Raw genomic sequence first — 12,876 nt, forward strand, 5'->3', positions numbered from 1 at the left:
GGAATTGATAGCTATGTTAACCTTGAATGCTAGAATAAACTGAAGAAATTTCAGTTTGACCTATTTGTTCAAGTGCAAGACGGTCATAGTGTTCTTTATCTCTATATTTGATGATTCTGCTAGGTTGACCGCCTACAATTGCTAGAGGTTCCACATTAGAAGTTACAACTGTACCTGCGGCGATAATTGCTCCATCGCCAATCACAACACCTGGAATAATTAAAACATTAGCGCCTATCCAAACGTTGCGACCAACCATTACAGGTTTATGAATGTAAACATCGTGTTCGTAAGGTAGAGTATTGCTTTGATAATCGTGATTTGCAGATAAGATAACAACGTTAAATCCGATTGTAGTGTTGTCGCCAATTGTAATTCCCCCGCGACCATCTAAAACAACGTTAGTACCGATGTAAATTTTATTGCCAAAAGAAACATTATGCGGATGATCAATCCGAATATTATCTCTAAATCGCACACGGGAACCGACGGATTTTAATTGTTGCTTTAGTTTTTGATGTTTATATTGCTTGATTTTGGTTTGCAAATACTCTTCCCACTTGACTATATGCGGGATGAAAGATACTAAGATGCGCTCTAATTTATGAGTAATTTTATGGCTAATTTTTTTCATAGGTTGTATAAAAAATGATTTCTGCCGCTATTCTCTAGAAAATGAGCGATCGCTTATATTAGATAAAGACTGCTGTTAAAATATATACAGTAGATTGTTATTTAATCAGGATTTCTACACAAAAGTTTCTATTGCAATCCTATAGATATAGTACACCCCACCTTTCTTATGAGGAAGAGTGGGGTGTTTTATCAAAACTTAAGTGATGAGGTATTGACCAAACATTTAATCTTGTGGTTCAATACCCGCTGCACGTAATTGTGCTGCTAGTCGTTCAGCACGTTGATGTTCTTGTTCAGCACGTTGTCGTTCTTGTTCTGCTAACTCAAAACCCCAGAGTAATAGGTTTCCTTGTTCATCCCACCACCGCAACCAATGGCCTGTGCGATTTTCACGAGTACCTTGCCAAACGCTAAGGAAAAGATTCATTTCGCTAATCCAGTAATGTTGGCTCTCGTTAGGGGTTTGGATGGTGTATCTGCCTGTATTGTTATCTAGGCGATAAACTTCTAAGTTACCGCTATCAGGTTCAAAGATGGCATAGTTTGGCACTTTTAAGATGCGCTCATAAAAAAACCATTTCCCAGGAGGATAGGTTGGTTTGGCAGAATACTCTGTTCCTTCTGTATCGGAAATAAATTCCATCACAATTACAGGGATATCGCCTTGGAGTTGGGGAGTGTAACTGCGGATTACTTCTGCCTTATCAACGGTGATTTTGGGAATATATGCCCAATCAGGGGCTTTAATGACCATTTTTCCATCTAAAGTGGCACAAATCCCATAATTTGTGGATGTAAAGGCATTTTCGGGGATTTTTCCGGCAATTTGTAGACTTTCTGTGAGGGCGGCGGCTATGGCTGGTTGGTTGATGTTATCCACTGGCTCATCTGGAAGAACGTAATCATCGGGTAGTTTTTCCCAACTGACTTGATAGTTTTGGGTGATGATGGCTGTCATGTTGAGTAGGTGTGGGGGGATAAGGGTGTGAGGGTGTAGGGGAAATTCTATAATCTGTCCCCTATCAGCTATTACCTATTCGTCGTCGTCTGGCTCGAAATCGCTATCTTCTAATGTTTGATGGGGGATGGCAGCAATAATGGCATCAATTACTTTGGATACTGGTAAGATTTCCAGATTAAGGTCGGGAAATTTTGTTCCTTTTGGGACGATCGCGCGTTTGAATCCCAATTTAGCTGCTTCTTTTAACCGCAGTTCCATTTGGGAAACCGATCGCACTTGTCCTCCTAACCCAACTTCCCCAATCAAAACTGTACCTGGATCAACGATGCGATCGCGAAAACTCGCAACAATTGCGATCGCTACTCCTAAATCTACGGCTGGTTCTACTACACTCAATCCACCCGCAGAAGCCACATAAGAATCTAGCTTGGACATGGGAATCCCCACCCGCTTTTCTAAAACGGCGAGAATTTGGACTAAGCGGTTGTAGTCTACACCAGTCCCGGCGCGTCGGGGTGAGGGGTAACTTGTCGGGCTAACCAAGGCTTGTAATTCCACCACAATCGGGCGTGTACCTTCGCAAGCCACAACAATGGCTGTACCTGGGGCCGGATCATCACGATTGCCTAAAAATAACTCGGAAGGGTTAGAAACTTCTCGCAGTCCGTGTTCTACCATTTCAAAGATGCCGATTTCGTGGGTAGCGCCGAAACGGTTTTTCACGGTTCTTAATAAGCGGTGGGAGGCAAAGCGATCGCCTTCAAAATACAGTACTGTATCTACTAAGTGTTCTAAGACTTTCGGCCCGGCGATCGCTCCTTCTTTGGTGACGTGTCCCACAATTAACATCGTGATGTCTTCGTGTTTCGCCACTTTCATTAAGGCTGCGGTACATTCTCTCACCTGGGCGACAGAACCAGGTGCAGATGTCAGGGCGGGAAAAAATACGGTTTGAATACTATCAATCACCGCTACATTTGGTCTGAGTGAATCTATTTCCCGCAAAATTTCTTCTAAATCAGTTTCTGGTAAGACATATAAATCTGCACCTAAACGCTCAGAGGGGTCTGTTACTGTTGCTACTTCTAATACTTCGGCATTTACGGTGACTGCTGCTTCGTCTATATCTAAGGTTGCTTCGGCTGTTGTGCCATTCCCATTACCAACCACACTCACCGATTTGGAAACACCCAAACGCAACGCCCGCAATTTGACTTGTTGTCCTGATTCTTCCCCAGAAACGTAGAGAATGCGGTATCTCTGCGCTAGTTGATTTGATACTTGCAGCAATAATGTAGATTTACCAATCCCCGGATCACCACCAATTAATACCATTGAACCGGGAACAATACCACCACCTAACACCCGATCTAATTCTTCGTAGCCAGATTTCCAGCGCGTGAGTTGGCGATCGCTAATTTGATCAAATGTCAGCGAAGCCCGTGCTTTGGCTGGTTTAGCGTGGGATTTACCATTATTTTGCTCTTTATGCCAACTGCCGACTCCTCCTCTTGTGGGTACATCAACAGAAGATTGAATGGCAATTTGTTCTTCTAAAGAATTGAAGGTTCCGCAATTAGGACATTTACCAAACCACTGAGGAGATTCTGCACCACATTCGTTACAAATGTAAAAGGTTTTAGGCTTAGGCATTCTTAAATCTTAATTAAGTTAATTAATCTTAATTTTTTCTTAATTCTTACAAAAAACTAAAGTCAAAGAAAACTGGTTTTTCCAGCATTTTTCAAATCAATTGAGGGAATGATATCTTAATATTATGGTATTAAAAATTAATCATGAAAAATTTTAGTTAAGGAGCGTTGAGAAACTTGGAAAGTCATAAAGAAAAAATCCTGGTGGTAGACGATGAAGCCAGCATTCGCCGGATTTTAGAAACGCGCCTTTCTATGATTGGCTACGATGTTGTGACTGCTGGCGACGGCGAGGAAGCGTTAGAAACTTTTCGCAAATCCGATCCTGATTTAGTAGTTTTGGATGTAATGATGCCAAAGCTGGATGGTTACGGCGTGTGTCAAGAATTACGTAAAGAGTCAGATGTCCCTATTATTATGCTAACAGCCTTGGGGGACGTTGCCGATCGCATCACAGGTTTAGAATTAGGTGCTGATGACTACGTAGTTAAGCCATTCTCCCCCAAAGAGCTAGAAGCGCGGATTCGCTCAGTTTTACGCCGCGTAGATAAAACTGGTGCTTCGGGAATTCCCAGTTCTGGGGTAATTCACGTAGGAAATATCAAAATCGATACCAACAAGCGACAAGTTTACAAAGGTGATGAGCGTATTCGCTTGACGGGAATGGAATTCAGCTTACTAGAATTGCTGGTTAGCCGTTCTGGAGAAGCTTTTTCCCGTTCTGAGATTTTGCAGGAAGTTTGGGGATATACACCAGAACGCCATGTAGATACGCGGGTGGTGGATGTGCATATATCTCGATTACGAGCAAAATTAGAAGACGACCCCAGTAACCCAGAATTAATCCTGACGGCAAGAGGTACGGGTTATTTGTTTCAACGCATAATTGAACCTGGAGAAGAGTAAGCGAAAGTATGAAGTATGTAGACGCGCAGCGGCTTGCCGCAGGCTAGTGTGAAGTATGAAATTTTATCGTTCATTACTTAGCACTCAGCACGGGCTAAATGCCCCGCTACCGCTCTAAGCGCAGCCATTGCCCGCAGGGCTTTACAGCACTCAGCACTTAAAATGACCAAACCTGATCCCAATCGAGTTTTGCGCCGTTTACCCATAGTTGTCGGTGGGTTAGGCGCTATACTTTTGCTGATTAACCGTTTATTAACACTAGAACTAACAGAATCTCAATCTCGTGGTGATGTGTTGGGTGTAATTTTGAGTGCCGTGTTAATTTTAACGGGTTTAATTTGGCAGCAAGTACAGCCGCGATCGCCGGATGTTGTCGAACTGATTGGAGAAGAAGGTTTTGTACTTGCAGACAATTTACCAGAAGCCGTGAAAACAGAACTAGCCTGGGCATCTCGGATGATATTAACTAACACCGTAACGCGATCGCTGGTAGTTGTATATAAAGGCAAAGTTTTGTTACGTCGCGGTATTCTGGGACTTAAATCTGAGGTAGTACCAGGGACAATCTTAAAAAGAGTACTGGAAAAACAACAGCCAGTTTATTTAGTTAATTTAAATATCTACCCCGGCAAAATAGAATTCGATTATTTACCCGAAAATACTCAAGGGGTAATTTGTCAACCCATTGGGGATAAAGGCGTGATGATTTTAGGCGCAAATGCACCTAGAAGTTACACCAAACAAGATGAAAATTGGATTGCTGGCATTGCTGATAAATTAGCTGTCACAATTAGTTCGTATATCTAATAATTTAATTTTTAAACGCAGAGGTAGATGGAAGAAAACGCAAAGTAACTCAGAGTATGTTTACAGCTAATTATTTACTTTATTTTCCTATCTTGTCGTCGGATATTTCAAAAATTTAAACGCTCATGCAAATTATTTATTGGTTATTAATTGCCTTAATGATTGTTGGAATTATTGGTGCTGTAGTCCCAGCAATTCCTGGGAGTAGTTTAATTTTAGCCGCCATTATTATTTGGGGACTTGTCAGTGGTTCTTTTGCCGCGATTAAAATACCCTTAATAGTAACAATTGTTGTTTTGCTTTTAAGTGTCGGAGTTGATTTTTTAGCCAGTTACATCGGAGCAAAACAAGCCGGGGCGAGTAAATGGGGACAAATTGGTGCAGTTGTTGGCTTAGTTTTAGGAATCTTGGGATTCTTACCAGCTTTACCTTTTGGCGGGCCATTGTTAGGAATGTTATTCGGGCCGCTAATAGGCGCAATTATTGGTGAATTTATTTTCCGCCGAGAATTATGGCCAGCAGTTAAAGCAGGTATTGGAATTGTCGTTGGTACATTAGTCGGGAATTTAATTCAGGGGTTGTTAGCAGTTACAGCTGTTGCAGTTTTTATAGTCACAACTTGGCCGCAAGTATTTAGTGGATGACTAAGTAGGTATTTGATCATATTTGGCAGACACGCACACAGGCTTGTGCTGGTTCGTTTGTAGGATTTATCGTCTGTCATGCAATTGTGACATAGATAATCATCAGTCTTGCCAGTAGCTTGAATGAAGCGATGTATTCTACTGGCTTTGCCTACGCATAACCCAACACATGGAATAAGCATGGTATTGGCTTGACTTACCTAAACTGAACACTCAATATATTAATTATTTTGCGGTATCTACTCAGATGAGGTCGTGCTTAAGCGATAATAACTACAACCCCAGACAGATGCACAGTTATGACCTGCTGCCTAGATCCGGCCTGCCAAAACCCACCTCACTTGGATGGCATAGAGTACTGCTCTAGCTGTGGAGCGCCATTAATCGCCTTGAGAAACCGCTATCGTCCAATTCAATCCATAGGTGGCGGTGGATTTGGGAAAACTTATCTAGCAGAAGATATCGACAAACTCAATGAGCCTTGTGTCATTAAGCAATTTGCACCGCAAGTCCAGGGAACAGGCGCACTCAAAAAAGCTACAGAACTCTTTGAACAAGAAGCAAAGCGACTGCAACAGTTAGGCAAACATCCGCAAATTCCCACACTGTTAGCGTATTTTAATGAAGATAAACGCCTGTACTTGGTACAGGAATTTATTGAAGGACAGAATTTATTAAAAGAATTACAACAGGACGGACATTTCACAGAAAATAAAGTTAGGGAATTATTGCTGGATTTATTAGATATTCTCAAAACAGTTCATCAACAAAAAGTTATTCACCGCGATATTAAGCCAGAGAATATTATTCGCCATAGTAATGGCAAGTTAGTACTGATTGATTTTGGTGCATCCAAGCAACTGACCGCAACAGCAGTGACGCAAGCTGGAACTCAAATTGGTTCTTTTGGTTATGCACCTATGGAACAAATGCAAGGTGGCGAAGCTTTCCCCTCCAGTGATTTATATAGTGTTGGTGCAACTTGCTTTCACTTGTTGAGTGGAACTCACCCTTGGGAGTTGTGGAAACGACAAGGTTATGGCTGGGTTTTTAGTTGGAGAAATCATTTACGACAAGGTGTAAGTCAAGAATTTGGGCGGATGCTAGATAAATTATTGCAAGAAGAATCTCATCACCGTTATGAGTCGGTGGAAGAATTATTAAAGGATTTAAACCCACCACCACAGCCTTCTATAACCAAAATCCAGCAAGACTTTGCAGACTTACCACCAACACAATTACCAATACATCAACAACTAATTTCATTTTCATCATCATCGTCACCAGCCTTAGTCTCTTCTCAAGATCAAGTACTTACAAAAGAAAAATTAGTAGAGCGACTAGTAAATTCAGAAGTATCGCCACAGCCATCGAGACAATATACTAAGTTGGCAAAACACTTGCTGCTGGGTGTTGCTATTACCTTAGTAGGAATTCAAATATATGGTTATACTCGCGATCGCTTGTTTCCACCTAGTCCGATAATTGCAAATGTTAGTGAACTAGCTAGTCAAAGTAAAGCAAACAAAATCTTTTTGGAAAATGTCCTCCAAGGTTATTCCAATTACAATCCATTTATTCCCATTGCCATCAGCCCAGATGGCAAAACCCTTGCTAGTGGTAGTGGGGACAAAAACTCCAACATCAAACTGTGGGACATCGACAAAGGAAAGGAAATCTTTACTCACCCTGGTCATTCAGAAGCAGTTCGTTCCTTGGCTTTTAGTTCAGATGGCAAAATTCTTGCTAGTGGTAGTGAGGAAAAAAACTCCAACATCAAACTGTGGGATATCTCCACAGGCAAGGAAATCCTTACTCTCCCTGGTCATTCAGAAGCAGTTCGTTCCGTCGCTTTTAGTCCAGATGGCAAAATTCTTGCTAGTGGTAGTGAGGAAAAAAACTCCAACATCAAACTGTGGGACATCGACAAAGGAAAGGAAATCCTTACCCTCCCTGGTCATTCAATATCAGTTCGTTCCGTCGCTTTTAGTCCAGATGGCAAAATTCTTGCTAGTGGTAGTGGGGAAAGAAACTCCAATATCAACAACATCAAACTGTGGGACATTGCAATAGGAAAGGAAATCCTGACTCTCCCTGGTCATTCAAAATCAGTTCGTTCCGTCGCTTTTAGTTCAGATGGCAAAATTCTTGCTAGTGGTAGTAATGATACAACTATCAAACTGTGGGATATCGCAAAAGGAAAGCTAATCAATACCCTAAAAGGTCATGAAGCTGAAGTTAATTCCGTTGCTATTAGTCCAGATGGCAAAACCCTTGTCAGTGGTAGCCACGACAAAACAATTAAAGTGTGGGATATTGCAACTAGAGAGGAAATCCTCAACCTCGAAGATGATTATGGAGTTAATTCCGTTGCTATTAGTCCAGATGGCAAAACACTTGCCCGTGGGAGTATGGACAAAACCGTCAAAGTTTGGCGGCTACCGTAGCAATGATTGACCTACGCTAAAGTAAAGACAGTTTAACCAAGCAGGGTGGGGAATTGAACAATGGCAACAGAAACAATTACTCTGCAAATTCCAGAAATACTATATCAGCGTTTAGTCAACAACGCCCACGCTAAATGTCACCTCATTAAATACTAATATTAGGTTTTATCATAGAAAAAAGCCACGCTATGGTCTAGCTTATGTCTTCCCTTGTCTTGGAACAACCTAGTAATGCTGAGACTTCCTACGTTCTTTTGTACAATGTCAGTTGGGAAAAGTTAGAACAGCTTGATATTGCCCTTACTGGGACAAGCGCAAGGCTAACTTATTTAGACGGTCTTCTAGAAATTATGTCACCCCTGTCTGATGATCACGAGGATAATAAAAAAACTCTGGCGATGTTACTAGAAGTCTATATGCGGATGAAGAACATCCGGTTTTATGGACGTGGAAGTGCAACTATAGGTAATAAGGAAGATAATACACGACGAGAACCTGATGAGTCTTATAATTTAGGAACAAAAAAACCAATTCCTGATTTAATTTTGGAAATAACTGTTACAAGTGGTGGAATTAATAAGCTAAAAATTTATCAGCGTTTAGGAGTACCTGAAGTTTGGTTTTGGGAAGATGGTTTGTTATCACTTTATTGTTTGCAAGGTGACAGCTATATAAAAGCTACTAAAAGCAATTTGTTGCCTGATTTAAATTTAGATTTATTAGCAAAATATGCGCGAATGACTGACCAATATGATGCTGTGAATGAATATATTCAGATAATAAATAAGGAATATAACAATCCTATTTGATTGGCAAATAACCACACACATCAGTGCTTGTCGGGTTGTAGGATATATATTCTTTTTCTCAATTGTGACACAAATAATCTTTAGTCTTTTCGGATAGGGAAAGCGATCGCACCATTGTTAAATCAAGGTGCGATCCGTTAATAACTAAACAGTCTGCAACGATTTCTGCGCTTCTATGGCGACTGCTTCAACTTCATCATTTACCAAAGTTTCTAATATCGATTTGGCTTCTGCTCCACCTAACCGCGCTAAAGCTTGGACAACTCTATAGCGCATTTGCCAGTCAGGACTGGTAGAGAATGGAGCTAATAAAGGAATAGCATCGATATTTCCTAATTCTCCAAAGGAACTGATAGCAGCGGTTTGGACTAATTCGTTTTCGGATGAAAGTGCTTGTTTGAGTAATTCAAAAGAACGCGGATCACCTAACTCGCCTAATGTGGCAATAATGCTGAATTGGACTAACCACTCACCAGTAGAGTGGTAAAGTTGCTCTAAATCTACAAACGCATCGTGTAGTTTCAGCGCCCCTAAACAGTCGGCGGCGGCGGCTTGCACATCAGCTTCGGGGTCATTGAGCAAGCGATCGCGTAAAATATCCAAAGATAGTTGCAAATCTTGTGTACCAAGTGTATCCATTTGACTCACTGCTGAGTACCGCACTCTAGAGTTGCTATCGCCTATAGCAATCTGCACTAGTTCCAAACCAATCACAGGTTCTAAGTCGCGGATGTGATTGACAGCACGTAAGCGATCGCCCAAATCCTCAGAACTGAGCATTTGTCTTACCGACTCAGGAGTAATACTCATTTAATGATCCTAATTTCAAAAATGTTTTAAAAAATCTCCATAGTTAATAGTCAAATTTACTTTGTCAATAGTCAAGAAACTCTTAACTATTGACAAAGGACTGATGACTAATATCAACTTGCTGCCATTGCTCTAATCACATCACCACGGGTAAGAATACCAACTACTTGACCTTCAGTATCTAAGACAGGTAAGCGATGCACATTGCGATTGTGCATCATTTGTGCTGCTTCTTTTAATGTTTTGTTGGGAGAAATTGTTACAGCATTTTTGCTCATAACTTCTCCAACAGTTTGCCCTAATGCTTTATGTAAATCGCGATCATAAGTAGCAGGATTTTTTAAATAGATAACACTATCCAAAAACATAATGTAAGCAGGTGGAGTTACACCAGTTTCTTGCCACATTAAATCTGTTTCGGAAATAATTCCCACCAATTTACCGACATCATCCACCACAGGTAGCCCGCTGATGCGTTTCTCTGCCAAAATTTTAATGGCTTCCTTCAGAGGAGTTTCCGCCCGAACAACAATCGGGTCGCGGCTCATTACGTCGGCAACAGTTTTAGACATTTGCTTGCAGACACCATTTTTTATAGTCCCTGGCATTATTGTAGAAAATTGCCGCCATGAACTGAATTGAGTTAATACATTGTTACTTGTGAACAATTTTTATTTGCCCATTAGCGATCGCAGTTATTCAGCGATGATGAATCTCAGAGCGTAATGCTGGATAGTCAAAAGACAGCTTTACTCAGCACTTTTCAAAGCGGCGATAATTTGACCGTTAGCTTGGGGAAAGGCGTAATTTTCCAGTTCATCTAAGCTTACCCAGCGAATTTCATCACATTCTAAGGGCTGGGGAATACCTGCGAGGAAGTGACAGTGATGCACGGTTAAAGTCACACGCAAATGGGTATAAGTATGGTCGATGGTGATGAGATGGTCTTTAACTGCAATTTCTATACCCAGTTCTTCCGCTATCTCCCGCCGGATACATTCTTCAATGGTTTCTCCTGGCTCAATTTTGCCACCAGGAAATTCCCATAAGCCACCCATTGCACCTTGTGGACGACGGCGATCAATCAAAATTTGCTGCTGGTCGTTCCAAATTACGGCGACACCAATAATTTTATGGGTAATAGAACTAATTTCAGTCATAGTTTATGAGAATGATAGGTGACTGATCAAAAAACTCGGCAGAAACTAAATTAGTCTGCCGAGTTTTTTAGATTAATAGGCGAAATTACTTTAATTTATTCAATATTGTCGCAGATGCTGTACAAAGTAACAAGTTATGATTTGATTACTTTGCCATCAATGTACTATCTAGAAATCCAATTTATTCCCATTGATAAAATCCTCATTGCGTTAGCGATTAGTGGCTGTATTTGAATATTTCGCTAACGCATCACAGGAATTTGGAATTTTAGGTAAGTAGATTGTCAAGATTCCGCAGAAAACTAATCTGAGTTCTGTACATCGGCTGAAATAAACTCAACAACTTGTCATTACTCTTAAATGTCTTGATGATTGGTTTCCGTACCTTGTAATGCTATTTCAAAGTCCATACGTTGTTCAGCGTTACGCAAAAAATAACCACTAATCATTGCGGAAGCCAGCAACCGGCCAAGGCTCTCCCGACTGGTGGTAATAGTCGTATTGAAATGTTCGGGTGGTAAGTTACCTAATAAACCCATAATGTTGCGTTCCATCACTTGGAAAACTTCAGGAGAGGTTGGGTGAGATAACTGGCTAACTGTTTCTGGACTTAAAGATTTAACATACTGCCACAGAAAGTTACTGGTTTCCGACGCATCACTGTCAAAAAATTCTGACACTCGATTGGATTGGTTACTCACGTTTTACCTCCTGTAATACCGTTGCTGGCTGCTATGTTTGCAACTGAGATAATAAGTGCCTGTCGTTTATTTAACGTAGCTGCCGTTTTGGTGTTTCTGTTAAATAATTTAACAGGCACAGTCTCACTTGGAAGTCGGTGTAACCGTACCAAAACCAGAGTATTTTCTCGCCTAATGACTAACTCGCCAAATACTCATTCATAGCAGCTTTAGATTTGCGAAGTTTGTTTAAGGCTTCGCGTTCGATTTGGCGAACTCGTTCACGGCTGATATTTAAGATTTCACCGATTCTGGCCAGGGTTAAAGCTTGACCATCAATTAACCCAAAGCGTAAGGTAATTACTTCTCGCTGCTGGGGGGTGAGTTCTTCCATGACTCGCTCTAAATCAGATGAAAGAGAGGTTTGCATGACAAATTCTTCGGGAGAAGCGCCTGGGTCTTCTAGCATTTCTCCGAGTTCAGTGTCGTAGTTATCTCCCAATCGTAGATCTAAGGAAAGGGGTAAACGGGCTTTTTCGAGATATTCTCTGACTTGTTTGGGAGTTAGGTCTAGTTCTGTTGCCAATTCTCCAACAGAGGGGGCGCGTCCGAGCTTTTGCGATAACTGACGTTGGGCTTTTTTGATTTTATTGAGTTTTTCGGTGATGTGAATGGGTAGGCGAATAGTACGGGCTTTTTCAGCGATCGCCCGCGTAATTGCTTGGCGAATCCACCAATAAGCGTATGTAGAAAATCGATAACCTTTGGTGGGGTCAAATTTTTCCACACCCCGCTGCATTCCAATGCTGCCTTCTTGGATCAGGTCAAGTAAATCAACGTTACGCTTGATATACTTCTTAGCTACAGATACTACTAAGCGCAAATTGGCTTCAACCATTCTCCGTTTCGCAATTTCACCATCGGCGATCGCATCGTTCAAATCGGCTATGTCTAGTTTCGACTCTTTTGCCCACTCTTCTAAAGTCGGTTCACGCCCCAACTGACTAGCCAAGGATTCTCTGACTTCTTGTAAAGCGGTTGAACGCTGCACTTGTTTGCCATAACGAATCTCTTCTTCATGAGTTAACAGTGGTACACGGCCGATCTCACGCAGGTAAGTCCGCACGAGGTCTGTAGCTGTCGGAGCGGTCTTCATGGCGCTACTCATTGGTGGTGTTGGGTTGATTGCTTGAGTCATTCAACTAGTAGATAACTAATAAATAGATGTTTGTTGGGGTGCTGCCCAGTTTGACTGGAAACACATATTAGGTTTACGATTTACGCGTCCGTTGGTGTCGGTTGCTTTTATTAATCAAAAATTACGCTCTTAACTGCTAGAGGTTACAGTTTTTTCTGAGTTTGTA

13 protein-coding genes are annotated in these 12,876 nt (G+C 41.4%); 5 read left to right on the forward strand and 8 right to left on the reverse strand.

Going from position 1 to position 12,876, the window contains the following annotated elements:
- Nucleotides 1–16 precede the first annotated feature (16 nt).
- The 3 genes from NOS7107_RS20035 to radA all read right to left on the reverse strand — a co-directional run bounded on the left by NOS7107_RS20035 (nucleotide 17) and on the right by radA (nucleotide 3,250).
- Nucleotides 17–634 (reverse strand): DapH/DapD/GlmU-related protein, encoded by a 618-nt coding sequence (locus NOS7107_RS20035; RefSeq protein WP_015114770.1) that lies wholly within the window; start codon nucleotides 632–634, stop codon nucleotides 17–19.
- 225 nt (nucleotides 635–859) lie between these two features.
- Complete coding sequence (locus tag NOS7107_RS20040) at nucleotides 860–1,594, reverse strand: Uma2 family endonuclease (protein ID WP_015114771.1); 735 nt, start codon at nucleotides 1,592–1,594, stop codon at nucleotides 860–862.
- Between the two features lie 75 nt (nucleotides 1,595–1,669).
- Nucleotides 1,670–3,250 carry a DNA repair protein RadA gene (gene radA, locus NOS7107_RS20045; protein ID WP_015114772.1) on the reverse strand — a complete coding sequence of 527 codons (1,581 nt, stop codon included), beginning with the start codon at nucleotides 3,248–3,250 and terminating at the stop codon, nucleotides 1,670–1,672.
- A gap of 176 nt (nucleotides 3,251–3,426) precedes the next feature.
- Here radA and rpaB point away from each other — a divergent pair, with 176 nt between their 5' ends.
- The 5 genes from rpaB (at nucleotide 3,427) to NOS7107_RS20070 (ending at nucleotide 8,862) form a co-directional block, all read left to right on the forward strand.
- A complete protein-coding gene (gene rpaB, locus NOS7107_RS20050) occupies nucleotides 3,427–4,155 on the forward strand; it encodes a response regulator transcription factor RpaB (RefSeq protein WP_011318678.1) in 729 nt (242 codons plus the stop codon).
- A 162-nt stretch (nucleotides 4,156–4,317) separates the two neighbouring features.
- A complete protein-coding gene (locus NOS7107_RS20055; protein ID WP_015114773.1) occupies nucleotides 4,318–4,962 on the forward strand; it encodes a cofactor assembly of complex C subunit B in 645 nt (214 codons plus the stop codon).
- A gap of 125 nt (nucleotides 4,963–5,087) precedes the next feature.
- Nucleotides 5,088–5,606 carry a DUF456 domain-containing protein gene (locus tag NOS7107_RS20060; RefSeq protein WP_015114774.1) on the forward strand — a complete coding sequence of 173 codons (519 nt, stop codon included), beginning with the start codon at nucleotides 5,088–5,090 and terminating at the stop codon, nucleotides 5,604–5,606.
- Between the two features lie 299 nt (nucleotides 5,607–5,905).
- Nucleotides 5,906–8,053 carry a serine/threonine-protein kinase gene (locus NOS7107_RS20065; RefSeq protein ID WP_015114775.1) on the forward strand — a complete coding sequence of 716 codons (2,148 nt, stop codon included), beginning with the start codon at nucleotides 5,906–5,908 and terminating at the stop codon, nucleotides 8,051–8,053.
- Nucleotides 8,054–8,253: 200 nt separating this feature from the next.
- Nucleotides 8,254–8,862, forward strand: coding sequence for a Uma2 family endonuclease (locus NOS7107_RS20070; RefSeq protein WP_015114777.1), 609 nt, complete (start codon nucleotides 8,254–8,256; stop codon nucleotides 8,860–8,862).
- A gap of 144 nt (nucleotides 8,863–9,006) precedes the next feature.
- On the opposite strand, the gene nblB is transcribed toward NOS7107_RS20070, so the two are convergent.
- From nblB to NOS7107_RS20095, 5 genes are all read right to left on the reverse strand, one after another.
- Nucleotides 9,007–9,672, reverse strand: coding sequence for a phycobilisome degradation protein NblB (nblB, locus tag NOS7107_RS20075; protein ID WP_015114778.1), 666 nt, complete (start codon nucleotides 9,670–9,672; stop codon nucleotides 9,007–9,009).
- A 113-nt stretch (nucleotides 9,673–9,785) separates the two neighbouring features.
- On the reverse strand, nucleotides 9,786–10,244 hold the full coding sequence (locus NOS7107_RS20080) for a CBS domain-containing protein (RefSeq protein ID WP_172641466.1): 459 nt from the start codon (nucleotides 10,242–10,244) through the stop codon (nucleotides 9,786–9,788).
- Between the two features lie 177 nt (nucleotides 10,245–10,421).
- The gene (gene mutT, locus NOS7107_RS20085; protein ID WP_015114780.1) at nucleotides 10,422–10,832 is read right to left on the reverse strand and encodes an 8-oxo-dGTP diphosphatase MutT; all 411 of its coding nucleotides are present in this window, start codon (nucleotides 10,830–10,832) and stop codon (nucleotides 10,422–10,424) included.
- 356 nt (nucleotides 10,833–11,188) lie between these two features.
- Nucleotides 11,189–11,533: a DUF760 domain-containing protein gene (locus tag NOS7107_RS20090; RefSeq protein ID WP_015114782.1), complete on the reverse strand. Its 345-nt coding sequence runs from the start codon at nucleotides 11,531–11,533 to the stop codon at nucleotides 11,189–11,191.
- A 178-nt stretch (nucleotides 11,534–11,711) separates the two neighbouring features.
- Nucleotides 11,712–12,668 (reverse strand): RNA polymerase sigma factor, RpoD/SigA family, encoded by a 957-nt coding sequence (locus NOS7107_RS20095; protein ID WP_044501011.1) that lies wholly within the window; start codon nucleotides 12,666–12,668, stop codon nucleotides 11,712–11,714.
- Nucleotides 12,669–12,876 lie beyond the last annotated feature (208 nt).

Origin of the sequence: Nostoc sp. PCC 7107, assembly GCF_000316625.1 — a bacterium.
In the GTDB taxonomy this organism is placed as follows: Bacteria; Cyanobacteriota; Cyanobacteriia; order Cyanobacteriales; family Nostocaceae; genus Nostoc_B.